This window comes from Sorangium sp. So ce726, from assembly GCF_051521405.1.
In the GTDB taxonomy this organism is placed as follows: Bacteria; Myxococcota_A; Polyangia; order Polyangiales; family Polyangiaceae; genus Sorangium.
Window position 1 is genome coordinate 4,749,091 of record NZ_CP150349.1, and the last position, 17,599, is coordinate 4,766,689.

The 17,599-nt window shown below is 71.8% G+C and carries 6 protein-coding genes; all 6 read left to right on the forward strand.

Translation table 11 applies throughout. The features are described 5' to 3' along the window. Positions 1 to 276 precede the first annotated feature (276 nt). The 6 genes from WME79_RS17800 to WME79_RS17825 all read left to right on the forward strand — a co-directional run bounded on the left by WME79_RS17800 (position 277) and on the right by WME79_RS17825 (position 17,597). Positions 277 to 5,070 (forward strand): alpha-2-macroglobulin family protein, encoded by a 4,794-nt coding sequence (locus WME79_RS17800; protein ID WP_437537127.1) that lies wholly within the window; start codon positions 277 to 279, stop codon positions 5,068 to 5,070. A gap of 286 nt (positions 5,071 to 5,356) precedes the next feature. Continuing rightward, complete coding sequence (locus WME79_RS17805) at positions 5,357 to 7,582, forward strand: type VI secretion system Vgr family protein (protein WP_437537130.1); 2,226 nt, start codon at positions 5,357 to 5,359, stop codon at positions 7,580 to 7,582. Between the two features lie 27 nt (positions 7,583 to 7,609). Beyond that, the gene (locus WME79_RS17810; RefSeq protein WP_437537133.1) at positions 7,610 to 9,883 is read left to right on the forward strand and encodes a type VI secretion system Vgr family protein; all 2,274 of its coding nucleotides are present in this window, start codon (positions 7,610 to 7,612) and stop codon (positions 9,881 to 9,883) included. Between the two features lie 13 nt (positions 9,884 to 9,896). Beyond that, a complete protein-coding gene (locus WME79_RS17815) occupies positions 9,897 to 12,665 on the forward strand; it encodes a type VI secretion system Vgr family protein (protein ID WP_437537136.1) in 2,769 nt (922 codons plus the stop codon). Then, the gene (locus tag WME79_RS17820; RefSeq protein ID WP_437537139.1) at positions 12,665 to 13,237 is read left to right on the forward strand and encodes a hypothetical protein; all 573 of its coding nucleotides are present in this window, start codon (positions 12,665 to 12,667) and stop codon (positions 13,235 to 13,237) included. The genes WME79_RS17815 and WME79_RS17820 overlap by 1 nt, the downstream gene beginning before the upstream one ends. Before the next feature lie 70 nt (positions 13,238 to 13,307). Further along, complete coding sequence (locus tag WME79_RS17825; protein WP_437537142.1) at positions 13,308 to 17,597, forward strand: RHS repeat-associated core domain-containing protein; 4,290 nt, start codon at positions 13,308 to 13,310, stop codon at positions 17,595 to 17,597. Positions 17,598 to 17,599: the final 2 nt, after the last annotated feature.

A 17,599-nucleotide genomic window follows, 5' to 3' on the forward strand; every position in this document is an offset into this window, starting at 1 on the left:
CCATGCTGGAGGAGCGGGCCGAGCGCACGTATACGGCCAGCTTGGCCAGATCGGCGCGGTTAGCGCCTCCGGCGAGGTGGTCGCAGTTGGCGCGGGGTGGTCGCGGTTCAGGCAAACGCGATCACTACCCGTCGACAGCCTCCCCGGAGAGATGAAACTCAGCCCGGAGGTCGTCGACCCCCTTGCGCCGGAGCCCGTCGCCGGCCGGCGCGCCGGCCACCCCGGGCGGCCGTGCAGCGCAGGAACCTGCTCCCCTTGGCGGTGTCGAAAGGCGCCATGCCCAGGCCTTCCCTTCCGCTCGCCGGCCTCGTCCTCATCGCCGCCCTAGGCGCCGCCGCGACCTCCGACGCGGCCACGGACGGCCGCGACGCGGTTGCCCGCGGCCTCGACCTCTTCGTCCACGCGCCCGGCAGCGGCGCGCCCGGCGCCACCCTGCCGGTGCAGGTCCTCGCGCTCGGCTTCCCCACCGCGGTCACGCTCCGGCCGCTCGAGGCGGTCACCGTGGAGGCGACCTGGGATCCCGAGCACCTCGGCAAGGTCAGCGCCGTCCCGCCGCCCGTGCGGGTCACCACCGACGCGAAGGGGCGCGCTCACCTCGACGTCCCGATCCCGGAGGGGCCCGCGCGCGAGCTCCGGCTGCTGCTCGGCGTGCGCGCCGGCGACCGGCAGCGGACCCGGACGCTCACCGTGCAGCGACAAGCGCCGCTCCAGGTCGACCTGCACGTCCCTGACACGCGCGTGGTGCCGGGCAGCGCGATGTCGGCGTGGATCACGGTGCAGAGCCAGGCCTCAGGGCAGCCGGCGCCGCGGATCCCTGTGGAGGTCAGCCTGCTCGAGGGCGGCGTCGCGCGGCACACGGCGGTGGTCACGACCGACGCGGCCGGCGTCGCGATGACACGCGTGCCCGTCCCCTGGATCGACGAGCCCGGCTGGCGCTGGATCCTCCGCGCCCGCGCGCGGAGCGCGGCGGGGGCCTCGTCGAACGCCGCGGAGATCTCTCTCTCGCCGCGTGAAGAGACGCCCGGCGCCCCGCAGATGCTGGCCGAGTGGTCCGATCAGGATCTGCGCGCCGGGGATCGCGCCACCTACGTGATCCGGATCCGCGACGGCGCCGGCCAGCCCGTGGCCGGGCTGCCGGTGCGGACATGGATCGGGCCGAAGGGCACGAGCCCGCCCGAGGACAAGGCCGCGTGGGAGAAGCTCACCACGCCCGCGCGCACCGACGCGGCCGGCGAGGTCCGCGGCGCGGCCGTGGCGCCCACCACCGTGGTGCAGGGCGCAGGGACCTCGCTGCGCGTCGTCGCGCGCGCGACGTTCGAGGGGCACGAGCTCGAGCGCGAGGCCACGGTCTCCGTGGAGAGCCCCACCTCGGAGGCGGCGCTGCTTCCGGAGGCGGGCGCGATCGTTCCGGGCGTCGCTCAGCGCATGCTGCTGCGCGTCCGCGATGCGCGGCGGAAGCCGGTGCAGGGCACCTTCACCGTCGAGGGCGACGGGCTCCAGGCCGTCGTGACCACCGACGCGTACGGCGAGGCCGAGGTGACCTGGGACGCGCCCCTCGAGCTCGGAGCCCTCCGCAACGTCGGGCCGTGCGCCGGCGGCGTGGCTGCGGCGGTGCGCGTGCGGCCATCCGGCGAGCTCCCGGCGCTCGCGTCGCGGCGCGAGCCGTTCGCGCTGTGCGTCTCCGTCGATCGCGACGCCACGGCGCTGCTCCGGCCCGAGCGGCTGCTCGCCCGCGCCGGCGACGCGCTCGCGCTCCGCGTGATCGACGCCGGCGGCGCGGGCGCCCGCGCTGACCGGCGGCCAGAGGGCGGCAGGGCAGCGGACGGCGCCGGCTGGAGCGTGATCGTCCAGGCGGACAACGCGGCCCGCGCGGCGAGCGCCTGGATCGCCGGGGGCCCGGAAGGGGGCGCGCTCGGCCTGCCCGAGGGGGCGGCCGGCGTCTGGACGCTCAGCGCCGCCGCTCCCCGGCAGGGCGCCGCCGCGCGGCAGGTGGGCGGCGCAGTGCTCGTCACGCCGCGCGTCCTCCCTCGGCTCGAGGCCCGCATGACCGGCGGCCGCGCGGCCCCGCGCGGCGCCATCGACGTGGACCTCGCGCTCACCGACGGGGGCAGCCGCGGGCTGCCCGGGACCGTCGCGGCCGTCGTCGTGGACCTGTACGGCGGGGGCAACGTCGGCGGCCTCGCCGCGCTCGACACGCGCGCGCGGCTCTGCCAGGGCATGGTCGAGCCCGAGCGCTGCGGCGCTTTCCTGGCGGGCGATCCCGCGCTCGAACCGCTCCGGCGCGCGGAGCTCAGCGCCCGGGCGCGCGAGGCGATCGCGCCGGCGAACGATCCGGCCGGCTCTGCGCGGGCAGCGCTCGACGAGGCGTTTGGCCAGGTGCTTCGCTCGCTCGAGGGGGCGGTCTTCGAAGCCACAAGCGACCCGGAGCGGCTGCGCGACGTGCGCCGCCGCGGGCCGGGCGGCGCCTATGCATGGAACCCCGAGCTGATGACCCTGGTCACGGCCGCGATGGATGCGCCCCCCGAGACGCCCGGCGGCGAACCGCTCTCGCTCGCGGACCTCCTGGCGGTGGACCCGCAGGTCACGTTCGATCACGTCGCTCGCCGCGTCACCCGCCTCAAGCTCTTCCGCATCCTCGCCGCGGCGCGCGCGTTCCGGCGCGAGCGGCTGCTCGACCCGGACGAGCCGGCGCTCCGCGATCCGAACGCGCTGCTCCGCCGCCTGGTGCGCGACGAGCAGCTCCAGGAGTCGCTCCTGCTCGATCCCTGGGGCGGCACGATCCAGTTCACCCCGACGACCGCGCCGCCCGCGCCGTTCCTCACGGTGCGGCGCGGCTTCGCCCTGCAAGCGCCCGGGCCCGACGGCCGGATCGGCACGGGCGACGACGTGCGCGATCCGTTCGAGCGGGTGCTGCGCTCGGGCACGCCGTACGCCAGGGCGGTCGGCGAGGATCGCCTTGTCGACGCGAAGTTCGACATGGAGGTCGGCGACGCCACGGTGTCGGCGTGGGAGAGCCTCCTGGAGGAGTTCACGGGCACGTCGCTGGGCGAGGGGATCGGCCTGAGCGGCATCGGCTCCACCGGCGGGGGCGCGGGCTCCGGCGTCGGGTTCGGTTCAGGCCACGGCAAGCTGGGCGGAGCCCACCGCACCTCGTTCGGCGCGCCGCGGGGCGTGTTCTTCTGGTCGCCACCCCAGCGCACGGACAAGGATGGCCGGCTGCGGATGCGCGTCCCGCTCGGCGACGTCGAGACGACGTTCCGGCTAGTCTTCGTGGGCGTGCCGGACGGCGCCACGCCGGCCACGGCGACGCTCGACGTGCCCACCGCGCAGCCGCTCTCGGCGCGCGTGGAGGCGGGCGCTGCGTGGGTCGAGGGCGACGAGGTCGACGTGGAGATCTCGGTCCGGAACCGCTCACCGAGGCCGCTTCGCGCGAACGTGGAGCTCACGGCGCGCGGCGTGGCCGCCCTCGCGGACCCGCGCCGCCGAGCGGTGGCGGTCGACGTGCCCGCGGGGGGCGCGGCGCCGGTGCGCGCGCGGGTGCGGGCGCTGCGCGCGGGGCGGGCGGAGCTGGCGGTCGCCCTGAAGGCGCAGGGGACCCCGGGCGACACGCTCGTGCACGCGTGGGACGTGCGCCCGGCGGGTGAGCCCACCGATCTGAACATCGCCCAGATCGTCGAGGGCGGCGCCACGGCCACGCTGCGCGTCGCGGCGGATGCGCGCTACCAGCCCACCGGCCGCCCCCGGCTCGTCATCGAGCGCGGCCTCGCGGGCGCGCTCACCGCGGCGCTCGAGGCGATGGATCCCGATCGGCTCTCGTCCGCAGGGGCCATGGCGGACGCGGTGGAGGTCGCGGCGCTCGTGCGCCGCTGGGCCGCGGCGCGCGGGGGCGAGGGCGCGCCGCTCGCCGCGCGGGCGGAGGACATCGGCCGCCGCGCCGTGGGCCGGCTGCTCGCATACAAGAACAGCAAGAAGGACCTGGTCTTCTGGCCTCCGGCGCTCCGGGCGCGCATTTTCGCGCCCGCGTCCGTGGCGGAGGAGCTGCCGAAGATCGACGCGCGCTGCCCGCCCGAGCCCGTGCAGCCCGCGGCGGCGCTCGACGCGCTCGAGATCGAGCCCTCGCCGGCGGGGGGCGCGGTGAACGCGTGCTGGGACGCGTTCGTGACGAGGGTGCTGGACGAGGTGATCCGGAGCGGCGATCGCGTGGCGCTCGCCAGGGTCCTGCTCGCGCTCGCGGAGCGGCCGCACCGGGCCGCGCTGGCTGTGAACGTGGCGGACCGGCTGCGCGCCTGGGTGGCGCTGCTCCCGACCGGCGGCATCACGTTGCCGCCGGGTCAGGCCGAGGATCGGAGCGCGCGCGCGGTGGTCTACGCGGCGCTCCTCCGCGCCGCCGGGCTCGGTCGGAGCGCGGCGCCGCCCGCGAAGCTCCTCGGCTGGGTGGGCGTGCAGCGGGACGTGCGCGGCGGCTACGGCGCGCCGGCCAGCACGCGCGCGGTGGTGCGCGCGCTCCTGGCCCACGGGAGCGAGGGCCGAGGGGCGGCGCGGGTCTCGGTGACGTCGGGCGGCGTGCGCCGCGACGTGGAGGTCGGACCGTCGGGGCGGGTCGTGGTGCCGCTCGACGCGGGCGCGGCGGAGGCGGCGGTCGAGGTCGCGGGGCCCGCGGTCGTGGCGCGCCTGGAGCGCCCGGCGCTCCGGCGCTGGAGCCGACCGCCGGCCGCGGCTGCGAGCCCCGTGCAGGCGGAGATCTCCTGGCCGAAGCGCCCGCGCGCGGGAACGACGGGGAAGCTCGCGGTCTCGCTGCGCCACACGCTGGGCCGCCCGGTCGAGGTCGACGTGCGCATCCCGCTCCCTCCAGGGGTGTCGCTGGCCGAGCCGCTCGCCGGCGTGCGGCAGGTGAACGGCGTCCTCGCGCTCCGGGCTTCCCTGGAGGCGAGCCGGCTCTCGACGCTGGTGGAGATCCCGGTGCGCTTCGCGCTCGCCGGCAAGGTGACGGCGCCCGAGGCGCAGGCCCGGGTGGCGCAGGAGGAGCTGCCGCGCGCGGTGGTCCCGGCGCGGCCGATCGTGATCGAGTGATCGGCGCTCCTGGATACCGGTTCACTCTCCGTCCGCGCCGAGGTGATGAGGTGCTTTGGTCGGAGGTGCGGTCTTTTGAACCGCCAAGCCGCCAAGGACGCCAATAAACACAAATATCCTGGCGTCTTATGGCGTCCTGGCGGCTCCATCATTCTGCCAGCGCGGGATCAGTACCCCACCCACCGCTCGGAGCCCCGCGCGATCCGGCCCCCCCACGCCGCTCGCGCCGCGTCGGGTTCCAGCGCCAGGGCTTGGCGCCGTCCGCCGATCGCCTACCATGCCCCCAATGGCCGCTACCTTCGCCACCTTCTCCCTGGAGGGCGACAAGCTCCCCGGGGACGTCGCCGTGACCCGCTTCGAGGCCGTCGAGGCGATCTCCACCCCCTACACGGTCGAGGTGCGCTTCGCGACGCTGGACACGTCGTTCCGGGTCGAGGACTGCCTGCGCAGCCGCCTGTGCCTGCGCGTCGTCGACACGTCGGGCCAGGAGCGCCTGTACGACGGCATCGTGGACCGCGCCGGCTTTGCGCACATCGTGGGCGAGAGCCGCCAGTTCGACGTCCGCCTGCGGCCCGCGCTCGCCGCGCTCGCGCACCGCGAGGGGTGCCGCATCTTCCAGGAGAAGACCATCGTCCAGGTCGCGCAGTCGGTCTTCGAGGACGCCGGCTTCGGCGACAAGGTCGAGTGGCGGATCGCGAAGGAGTACGAGCCGCGCGAGTTCATCGTCCAGTACCGCGAGTCGCACCTCAACTTCGTCTCGCGGCTCCTCGAGGACAACGGCCTCTTCTACTACTTCCGGCACGAGGCCGCCGGGCACACGATGATCATCACCGACGACCCCGCCGCCTTCGAGGTGGAGGAGGGGCTGCCGGTGAACTTCCGCATGGCGCAGGGCGGCCTGCCCGGGAGCCTGCCGCTCGCCAAGCTCACGAGGACGCGCGCGCTGCGCACGAGCCTCGTCCACCTCCGGGACCACGATTTCGAGAAGCCCGACGTGAAGCCGGAGTCCGCGCTGCCTCGCAAGGAGGCCATCGCGCTGCCCTACTTCGAGTACCCCGCCGGCTTCACGAAGGGGAGCGTGGGCGGTCGCCGCGCCGAGGCCCGCATGCGCGAGCTCTCCGCCGACGCCGACGTGTGCGAGGGCGAGAGCCGCGCGGCCGGGCTCAAGGTGGGCGAGCCGTTCGCCGTGGAGGGCGCCGCGGAGCCGTGCCTGAACGGCGAGTTCGTGGTCACCCACCTCGTCTCGCGCGGCAACCAGACGCTCACCGGCGGCGCGACGAACTACGACGTCGAGAACCACTTCCGCGGCGTCCCCAAGGGCGCGCCCTTCGCGGCCGAGCGCCGCGCGCGGCGGCCGCGCATCCGCGGCATCCAGACGGCGATCGTCACGGGGTCGAGCACGCAGGAGCAGGCGCTCCACGTCGACAAGTACGGCCGCATCAAGGTCCGCTTCTTCTGGGACCGGCAGGGCCAGCAGGACCACACCTCGAGCTGCTGGCTGCGCGTCTCGCAGGTCGCGATGGGCGGCTCGATGATCCTCCCCCGCGTCGGCTGGGAGGTCTCGGTCGCGTTCCTCGACGGCGACCCGGACCGGCCGCTCGTGCTCGGACGCACGTACAACGCGGAGAAGACGCCGCCCGACGCGCTCCCCGCCGCCAAGGCGTCCGGCACGTTGAAGAGCATGTCGTCGCCCGGCGCGGGCGGCCACAACCAGATCGGCATGTCCGACACCGCGGGGAGCCAGGGGTTCGGCATCCACGCCCAGAAGGACCTCAACGTCACCATCAAGAACGACAAGGTCGAGGAGGTCACGGTCAACGAGGAGCAGCACATCAGCGTGAACGGCTCCCGCTCGGTGAAGGTCGACGACTCGACCTCCGTGGCCGGCAACCAGTCGCTCGACGTCGGCGCGGTGCTCTCGCACAAGATCACCGGCAACCAGAGCATCTCGATCGGCGGCAACGACACGACCAACGCGATCAGCAACTACGTCGAGAAGGTCACCGGCAACCGCTCGTACACGGTGAGCGGGAACCAGATCACGATCTCGAACGGCGTCAGGCACTCCATCACCGGGGACATGAGCCGCAAGGTCGGCGCGCTGCAGCTCGCCGGCAGCCTGGGCTCGATCAACGACAACGTCCTCGGCGGGATGGCGGAGACGGTGGGCGCCGTGAAGGCGCAGATCATCAACGGCAGCCACGGAGAGCAGATCACGGCCAACAAGGACCAGACCTCGCTGGCGGCGGAGCTCCACCTCACGAAGGGCTCGCTCTCCCAGGTGGCGCTCGGCGTCACCAACATGGTCGGCGGCCTCCATTACCAGAAGCTGGACGGCGATCTCGTGGTGCAGGCGCCGCTCATCACCCTCCTCGGCGCCGTCGGCGTCTTCAAGGGCGGCGGCAGCGAGCTGAAGCTCGGCGGCGGACCCGTCGTGATCAAGGGGTCGAAGATCGCGGTCAAGGGCGCGCTCGTCGTCAAGATGGGCGCGTCGATGAAGCTCGGATCGTGAGGCCTACGGGCCCTGGTGAGGTGAAGAGTGGCTGATCATCATGTCCTCGCGATCCCCTCCCTCAACGTGGAGGGCAAGATCTACCGGGTGCTGCGCTTCGAGCTCACGGAGCAGCTCTCGGAGCTCACCCGCCTCGAGTGCGAGCTGCTCGACGACGAGGCGGCGCTGCCGAGGCCGAAGGAGGTCCTCGGCAAGCGCGCGGTGTTCACGCTGTCGCGCAGCGACGACACGCAGACGCGCACCTTCGCCGGGACCATCGTCCTCGCCGAGCTCGTGCCCGATCCCGACGACGTGCCCACGCTGCGGATCGAGGTCGCGCCGGCGCTCTGGAACCTCGGGCAGCGCTCCGACTGCCGGATCTTCCAGGACAAGAGCGCTGTCGACATCGTGAAGGAGGTCCTCGAGGGCGCTGGCGTGCCCGCGGGCCAGCAGGACTGGCGCGTGTCCGAGCCCCACCCGGCGCGCGTCTACACGGTCCAGTACCGCGAGCGGGACCTCGATTTCGTGCACCGCCTCCTCGCCGAGGAGGGGATCTACTTCGCGATCCACATGAAGGACGAGGAGGACGTCCTCGTCTTCGGCGACTCGCCGACCGGCCTCGAGGACATCGAGGGCGCGACGTCGCTGCCGTTCTTCCAGGACTTCGGCGTCGAGGGCTTCGCGGATCGCGTCGTCCGCCTCTCGCGGGAGGTCTCCGTGCGGAGCGACAAGGTGTTCGTCCGCGACTACGACCCGGAGAAGCCCTCGACGAAGCCGGAGGCGTCGGCCGAGGGGAGCGATCCCGGGGAGCACGTGCTCGAGATCTACGAGCACCCGGCGCGCACCGCCGACGCGAGCGTCGCGGAGCGGCTCGCCAAGGTGCTGCTCGACTCGGTGCAGGCGGAGCGCGACGTCGTGCACGGCGAGACCGGCTCGCTCGCGCTGCTCCCGGGCCGGCGCTTCTCGGTCGACGGCCACCCCTACGACCCGCTCAACCAGGAGTACCTCGTGGTCCGCGCGCGCATCGCCGGCAGCCGGCCGCGGAACTTCGAGCTCTCCGGCCGCGCCGGCGCGGAGGACACCGCGCGCGACCTCCAGTCGAGCTGCGAGTTCTGGGGCGTGCCGACCGGGAGCACGCGCTACCGGCCCCCGCGGCGGGCCCGCGAGCAGGTGATCCCGGGCACGCAGACCGCGATGACCACCGGGCCCTCGGGGCAGGAGATCCACACCGACGCGAGCGGACAGGTGAAGGTCTCCTTCCACTGGGATCGCTCCGGAAAGAAGGACGACACCTCGAGCCGCTGGATCCGCACGAGCCAGGTGCCGACGGGCGGATCGATGCTGCTGCCGCGCGTCGGGTGGGAGGTCACCGTGCGCCACGTCGAGGGCGACGCGGACCGGCCGTTCGTGATGGGCCGCATGTACAACGCGCTCACGCCGCCGCCCTACGCGCTCCCGAAGGAGGCAGGGAAGAGCTCCCTCCAGACCGCGACGACGCCGGGCGGGGGCAGCACCAACGAGCTCCGGATGTCGGACGCGAAGGGCGGCGAGGAGATGTTCATCAACGCCTCGAAGGACATGTCCACCGAGGTGAAGAACAACGCGACCGAGTCGATCGGCAACAACCACAAGAAGAAGATCGGCGCGGACCAGACGACGAACGTCACGGACAGCATGACGACCAGCATCGGGTCGAACCAGACGCTCTCGGTCTCCGGCAACCAGTCGATGAAGATCGAGACCTTCCACGTGGACGACATGGGCGGCAATCACTCGCTCTCGATCGGCGGGAACCGCGACATGAAGATCGGCGGGGATCACAAGCGCGACGTCACCGGCAACAGCTCGCTCACGGTGTCCGGCAACCAGATCGATCTCGTGGTCGGCTCGGTCACGGATCAGACCCTGGCCGGCTTCAACCACGAGGTCGGGGCGGCGCTCATCGAGCTCGCGCTGGGGCACCGCTCCGTGACGGTCCAGGGCGACCGGAGCGAGACGGCCACCGGCGCGAAGGTGATCGCGGTCAAGTCGGGCCGCGGCGTCCAGGTCGGCGGATCGATGAACGTGAAGGTCGGCGGCGCGATCGTCAACGTGGCGAACGGGAACCGCGTGGAGAGCTCGCTCGCCAACTACACCGAGCTCGCGGGGGGCGCGCAGCTCGTCAAGGCGAACAACGCGGTCTTCGAGGCGACCGGCGCGCTCACGCTGGTCATGGGCGCGTCGATCCTCTCGCTGACGCCCGCGAGCGTCGCGATCATCGGCGTCTCTGCGAAGCTCGACGGCGACGTCTCCGACACCGCCGCGCTGGTGCTCGACAACTGAGGAGGAGGCGAACGTGGCACGCGAGACGATTGCGCACTTCACGATCGAGGAGGTCCCCGCGGCCCGGGTGCTCCGCTTCGAGTCGATCCACGAGGCCGGCAGGCCGCTCGTCCTCGACGTCGAGGTGTACCTCCACACGTACCAGGAGCTCGAGGCGATGATCGGTAAGCCCGCGGCGCTCTCCTTCGGCGCGCCCGGGGAGGTGCCGCGCGTCATCGCGGGCATCGTGGAGGCCGCGACCTCGATCGGCTCCACCGAGCTCGGCATCGAGGGGCTCCTGGGCGTCCGCTACGCCGTCCGCGTCGTCTCCTCGCTCGCGCTCCTCGCGCGCAGCGTCGACTCGCGGATCTTCCAGGACATGAGCGCCAAGGAGATCGTGGCGAAGGTCCTCGAGGATCACGGGGTGACCCGGGTCGCGTGGCGGCTGAGCGGCGACTGTCCGAAGCGCGAGTACTGCGTGCAGTACCAGGAGAGCGCGCTCGCGTTCATCTCGCGGCTCATGGAGCACGAGGGCATCTACAGCTTCGTCGAGGTGGACGCCGACGGCGAGCTCCTCGTCTTCGACGACGACAGCACCGTCGCCGGGCCGATCGCGGGCGACCCCGCGCTGCCGTTCCGCCGGCGCACCGGGCTCCTCGCGGCCGACGAGCGCGACGCGATCTACTCGATCCGCGAGCTCGAGCGGGTGCGCTCCGGCAAGTTCGTCCTCCGCGATTTCGACTTCAAGCGGCCGAAGCTCGACCTCACGGCGACCGTGACGTCGGGCGAGAACGACGCGCTGGAGCGCTACGACTACCCGGGCGGCTACTTCGAGCCGAGCGAGGGGCAGCGGCTCGCGCAGATCCGCCTGGAGGAGGAGCAGGTCGAGCGGCACACGATCGAGATCGACACCGTCTGCTCGCGCCTCGCGGTCGGCCAGAAGCTCACGATCACGGACTCCGGCGAGCTCGACGGCGAGTACTTCCTCTTCGCGGTGAAGCACACCTACGTCCACGAGGACGACGACGCGAGCGGCGGCGAGCGCGCGACGCCGCGCTCCAGGGCGCGGGCGCGCCTCGTGCCGGCTGACGTGAAGTACAGGCCGCGGCGCATCACGCCGATCCCGCTCATCGAGGGGCCGCAGACAGCGACGGTTGTGGCGCCCGCCGGCTCCCAGACCGAGGCGATCCATACCGATGAGTTCGGCCGCTGCAAGGTGAAGTTCCACTGGGATCGCAGCGACGTGATTGACGACAAGGCGTCGTGCTGGATGCGGGTCGCGCAGCTCCAGACCTCCGGCTCGATGATGCTCCCGCGCATCGGCTGGGAGGTGATCGTCGAGTTCCTCGAGGGGAACCCCGATCGGCCGATCGTGACCGGGCGCCTCTACAACGGCGTCTACATGCCGCCGTACGCGCTGCCGGAGGGCAAGACCCGCACGGCGATCCAGACCTCGAGCACGCCTGGCGGCGGCGGAGCCAACGAGATCCGCTTCGAGGACAAGGCGGGCTCCGAGGAGATCATGGTGCACGCCCAGCGCGACATGAAGACGGTCGCGGCGAACAACGCCAAGCGGAACATCGGCAACAACGAGACGTCGGTCGTCGGGAACAACGCGTCGCTCGAGGTCGGCGGCAACCAGACGACGAAGATCACGAAGGGCTCGCAGAACACGGTGGGTGCGAACCAGACGATCAGCGTCGGCGGCAACCGCAACGTCGAGGTGAACGCGGTGTCGGCGCTGACGGCGAAGGGCAACGCGACGACCACCGTGGGCGGCAACCAGTTCGAGATGGACGGCAACCCCCTCGAGGCGATGCTCGCGCTCGCGGCGCAGGCGGCGGTGCAGTTCGCGAGCGTGATGGCCAACAACGCGATCGCGGCGGTCCAGGGGCAGGTCGACGGCGCCATCAACCAGGTGATGGCGCCGATCAACGGGCTGACCCAGAAGGCGGCGGGGGTCGCGGGCGCGATGCAGGCCGTCGCCGGCGGGGACATGAGCCGCATGCCCGGGATGATCGCGGGCGCGTCGGGCATCCCCGGCGCGAGCCAGCTCGCGGCCTCGATGGGCGGCGGAGGCGGCGGCGGCGGCGGCGCTGCCGGCGGCGCGCCGGGCGCCGCAGCGCCCAACATGCTCGCCTCGATCGCGTCGAACGTGGCGCAGAGCAGCCTCGCCGGGAAGGTCTTCGTGAAGCCGGAGGCGCTCGCCTCGGCCCTCGGCATGGACGGGGGCGGCGGCGGCGGCGGGTCGACGGCCAACGTCGGCGGGCCGGACGGCGCCGTCGATGGCGTCGACGCGACCGACCGCGAGAAGGGGCCCGGGCACACGACCGCCAAGGTCACGGGCACCCACAAGGAGGACGTGGGCTCGATGAAGGTCCTGGGCGCGATCCAGGACATCGACAACAACGTGACCGGCAAGAAGACGATCGACGTCGGCGCCGCGACGGTGCAGGTGGCGTTCGGCAGCTACGCCGAGAGCGTCACGGGCTCGAAGACCGAGAAGGCGACGGGCCTGGTCGTCCTCAGCAATGGGGGCGAGAGCGAGACGGTCACCGGCTCGCGCACCTCGATGGTGGGCGGCGCGGTCGTCGACAAGCTCAAGGGGTCGCACGTTGTGCAGGCCGTGGGGCCTGCGACGTTCATCGGGGCCTTCCACAAGGTGGAGGCGAAGGGCGCCATCGTGTTCAAGTGCGGCGCCAGCGAGGTGGTGATCAACGGCGCCGGCGTCACCATCACGTCCCCGCTCGTGACCATCCTGGCGCCGAAGATCCAGCTGCCGAAGAAGGTCTCGGAGGTCTGATGGCGACTCATTTCGACGGTGGCTCGCGGGGGGCTTCCGCGCCGCTCTCGCTGGAGGAGCCGGACGCCGGGGCCACGGCGGAGGAGGCGTCCGAGTCGCCGCGCGTGACCCTGGACGACGTGCTCGCCGAGCCGGCCGCGGCGCCGCTCCCGGCGCGGAAGGCGCAGCCGCTCGGCGCCGCCATGCGGACCGCGCGCGTCGCCTCGATCGCGGGGCGGAAGGCGTCGATCCACGTCCGTGGCGCGGAGGGGCCCGTCGACGCCCAGATCGCGCCCGACGTCGATCCCGAGGTGATCGCCGACGCCCGCGCTCGCGGGGACGCCGTGCTCGTCGAGCTCTGCGAGGGCGAGCCCCCGCTGATCGTCGCGGCCCTCACGACGCAGCGGCCGCACACCCTCCACCTCAAGGCGAACACCGTCGCCATCGAGGCGGAGCAGGAGCTGCTGCTCCGCTCCGGCCGAGGCGCGGTCCGCATTCGCCAGGACGGCGACATCGAGGTCGTGGGCAGCCGCATCAGCGCCGCGTCGCGCGGGCTGTTCCGGATCGTCGGGAGGCTCTTGCGGTTGAATTGACGGCACGCACCGCGTGTCCGCTGGAAGGCTCGGCTGTCATAGCTTTCACTCAGGGAGCGTAGAAACAGCAATGCGAACGGCACCTGTCCCCAACATCCCGGCCATCCCGGGGATGAACCCCGGAGTCTTCGTTCTCGGCGGCGGCGGCGACGGCGGCGGGGCCGGCGGCCGCGGAGGCGGCGCGGGCAAGGACAAGAAAGGCGCGAACGGCAAGAACGGGGGCGACAACGCGTCGGGGGGCGGCAAAGGCGCCTGCGGCTCCGGCCAGAACGGCGGGTCGTGCCCCAACCATCACGGGAAGAAGGGGAGCGGCAAAGGCTCCAAGGGAGACCCTGTCGACATCGTGACAGGCCGTGTCTTCACGATCCCCGTCACCGACGTGCACTTGCCGGGCCCGCTGCCGCTGACGCTGACGCGCAGCTACACGAGCGCCGCGCGCGACCGCGACGTCGGGCTCGGGCGCGGCTGGTACCACTCGTACGCGTGGGAGGTGGAGGTACACCGCGGCCGGACGAGGCTCTGGACCGGGAACGGCATGTACGTCGACTTCACGCCCATGCGCGTCGGCGAGTCGGCGGTGGGCCCCTCCGGGTGGCTGCTCGTCCGCGGCCAGACCGGCTTCGTGCTCGATCGGGGTGACGGCCGGTGGCTCGTCTTCGAGCACGCCTGGCAAGACCGGTACCTCCTGTCGGCGGAGACCGACTCCCACGACAACCGGATCTCGTTCTTCTACAAGGACGGTGTCCTGGCGCAGATCGTCGACTCGGTCGGTCGCAGGGTCGAGGTCCGCGCCACGAGGGAAGGGCGCATCGCGTCGTTCGAGGTGAAGAACGCGCCGCATCGGGGCCAGCTGGTCCCGTTCGCGCGGTATCGTTACGACGACGCGGGGGACCTGGTGCTCGCCGAGGACGCGATGGGCGCGGCGACCCGATATACGTATACGGACCATCTCCTGACGTGCCAGGAGCACCCGACGGGCCTTTGCTTCTACTTCGTCTATGACGGGGAGGCGCGGTGCGTCGAGACCTGGGGCGCGTACCCGGGGCGCGAGGACGAGAGCCTCGCCGCCGATGTCCCGGCGGTGCTCGCGGACGGGACCACGGCCGCCAAGGGCATCTTTCACACGAAGCTCGAGTACGGGCCTGACAACTACGTGGAGGCGGCCGACTCGATCTCGGTCGAGCGCTTCTTCGGAAACGACTTCGGGAGCGTCGACAAGGCGGTCACGGCCGCCGGCGTCTTCGGCCGCACGTACGACGCGTGGGGAAACCTGCTGTCGTTCACCGACGCGACGGGGGCGACGACCCGCTGGGAGCGGGACGCCCGCGGGCGGGAGCTCCGGATCACGGATGCTCTCGGCCGCGTGACAACGTTCGAGCGGGACGCCGACGGGCACATCCGGAGGGCGGTCGATCCTGCCGGGGGCGTCATCGAGACCGGGCGCCTCACGGGCGGGCTCGTGTGGCGCGACGCCATCGGCGCCACCTTCGAGGTGCACTTCGATCGCCGCGGGCTCACCACGCGCACCGTCGCGCCGAACGGCGGGCAGACGCTGTACAGGTACGACGATCACGGAAACCTCATCGAGCGGACCGACCCCACGGGCGCGGTGACGCAGTACACGTACGACTACTGGGGCCGCCGCCAGAGCATGCTCGACGCGTCGGGGGCGATGGTCACGTACGCCCACGACGACGCCGGCCGCCTCCGATCCGAGCGAACGCCGGACGGTGGCGTGACGCGCTACGAGTACGATCCGTCGGGAAACTGCACGTCGATCTGGCACCCGAACGGCCACACCACCGCGCACCGCTACGCGGGGTACAACCGCATCGTCGAGACGCGAGAGCCCGACGGGCGGATCAGCAAATATCGTTACAACCGCGAGGGGCGCCTCGTCGAGGTGCACAACAGCCACGGAGAGGTGCACCGCATCCGGCTGAACGCCGCCAGGCTCGTCTCGGAGGAGGTCACCTTCGACGGCCGCACCCTTCGCTATCGTTACGACGCCATGGGGCGTGTCTTGGAGTTCGAGAACGGCCTCGGCGAGAAGACCGGATATGTGTACGACCTCGTCGGTCGCGTCGTGGAGCACCAGTACCCCGACGGCGGCGTCGAGACGTTCGAGTACGACGAGCTGGATTACATCATTGCCGCGCACGGCCCTTCGGGCGACATCTTTTTCGAGCGCAACCTCCTGGGCTGGGTGACGTGCGAGCGGCAGGTGAGCGGCGGCGAGACGTTCTCGGTCGAGACGAAGCATGATCTGATGGGCAATGTCGTCGAGCGGAAGACCTCCCGCGGACATCGCCAGACCTGGGTGCGCGACGTCGCCGGCCGCGCGCTGCGGGTGACGCTCGACGGCAACGAGGAGCTCGGCGTCGTCCGCGACGCGCTCGGGCGAGAGACCGCTCGCTATTTGCCCGGCGGCGGGCGTGTGGATGTCGTCTATGACGGGCTCGACCGCATGGTCCAGCGCACCGTGTCTCGCGGGGTCACAGGCCCTGTGGTGGCCGCAGGGCAGCCCGATTGGATCGGGGCGCTCCCCCATGACCTCACCCTCCGGCAATCGGTCCACTACACGCCGCAGGGCGATGTGGCCGCGATCGACGACGATCGCTCGGGCGCGGAGCGATGGGAGCACGATCCGCGCGGGCAGGTGCTGGCGCGCACCGATGTCCACGGGCAGGGCGAGCACTTCCGGTACGACGCGGAGGGGAACGTGCGCGAGCTCGGCACCGGCGCGCCGGAGCGCGAGTACGGGCCCGGCAACGTGCTGCTCCGGCGCGGTCCCGTGTCGTACGTGTGGGACGGCGACGGGAGGCTGATCAAGCGCCGCGTGGTCATGCCGAGCGGCCAGGAAGCCACGACGAGCTACGAATGGAACGGCGCGGGTCTCCTGAGCGCTGTGGTGCGCCCCGACGGCATCCGGATCGAGCATGCCTACGACCCCTTTGCCCGGCGCCTCGAGAAGCGCGTGCTCAGGAGAGACGAAGGCGGGCGCCTGGACACGCTGTCCACGACGCGGTTCATCTGGGACGGGGACACGCTCGTTCATGAGATCAAACGCGAGTGGGGCCCGCAGGGCGAGCGGGTCACCCAGGAGAGGACGTACTGCACCGACGAGGAGACGTCGGCGCCGTGGGCGCAGAAGGACGCCAGGAGCGGCGAAGACGACGCTGTGTCGGCGGAGTGGTACTATTACCTGAACGACCCTGTCGGCCGACCGGAGCGCCTGCTCGACGCCGCCGGGAATGTCGCCTGTGATCTCGACCGCACGGTGTGGGGCGCCGCGCGCCCGCGGGAAGGCGCGCGCACGGAGACGCCGCTGAGGTTCCTCGGGCAGTACTACGACGACGAGACGGGCCTCGCGTACAACCGTTATCGCTACTACGACCCCGCGGTAGGACGGTACATCAGCGTCGACCCGGTCGGCCTGCTCGGCGGGCAGAACGGGTTCTCCTATGCGGGGAATCGGCCCACGAAGATGGTGGACCCCACCGGGTTGATGTTCTCGACCACCACGGGGCGGAAGGACGCGAACGGAAATCCGCGGCCGGACATCCAGGGGAAGAGCTCGACCGTCCAGAGCGACGACGACCTCGACCCGGCGCTGAAGGACGCGGTATCGAACTCCCGCGAGAAATTCAAGGACCCCAGCAAGCCCGACAGCGATCCTCGAAACCTGGACGCCGACGGCAAGGTCAAGCCGAACGCGTCCAGCAAGGCAGGCAGATGCGCCGAGATCGACGGGTTGAACCAGCAGGCCAAGGACATCCGGCAGCGCCTTAGCAAGGATGCGAACGGCAAGGATTGCGAGAAGTGGGCGAAGATGTCCGAGGCCGAGAGGAACGCCCGAGTCCGGAACGAGCTGCGCGAGGAATACCGCCGTGGCGCGAAGATCGAGGCGCACTCGAAGAAAGGGAAACCCAAGGATTCCTCGGAGAAGCCTTGTCCGTTCTGCGCGCAGGTCTTCCGCGAGCTAGGCATCCATCCGGACAATATCAATGCTGATCCGAACAAGGGTGTGTCCGACGAGGCCAAGAAGGGAGCTGGGCTCACCACGGGTGACGCCAAGGGTGGCGTCATGTACAATGGGAAGAAGTGGGATCACAAGACGGACGGCGTCTACGATCCGGACAGGAACGATCCGGGGAAGAACGTGGCGCGGGAGAATCCATCCGCGACCAACGTCGTCCCCAAGCTGAACCCGGACGGCTCGCAGCAGAAGAACTCGCGCGATCCGAGCGCATTCCAGGACGAGCAAGGCAATTACAAGCGACCGGACAAGCAACCGCCGCCGCCGGATCCGAAGTTCGTGCCGCCGGAGGACGACAACACCGACCCGACCCGGAAGTAGCG

What these genes read in the sequence shown, in the direction of transcription:
- WME79_RS17800 (WP_437537127.1), top strand. Translation starts at nt 277, where the DNA reads ATGCCCAGGCCTTCCCTTCCGCTCGCCGGCCTCGTCCTCATCGCCGCC.
- WME79_RS17805 (WP_437537130.1), top strand. Translation starts at nt 5,357, where the DNA reads ATGGCCGCTACCTTCGCCACCTTCTCCCTGGAGGGCGACAAGCTCCCC.
- WME79_RS17820 (WP_437537139.1), top strand. Translation starts at nt 12,665, where the DNA reads ATGGCGACTCATTTCGACGGTGGCTCGCGGGGGGCTTCCGCGCCGCTC.
- WME79_RS17825 (WP_437537142.1), top strand. Translation starts at nt 13,308, where the DNA reads ATGCGAACGGCACCTGTCCCCAACATCCCGGCCATCCCGGGGATGAAC.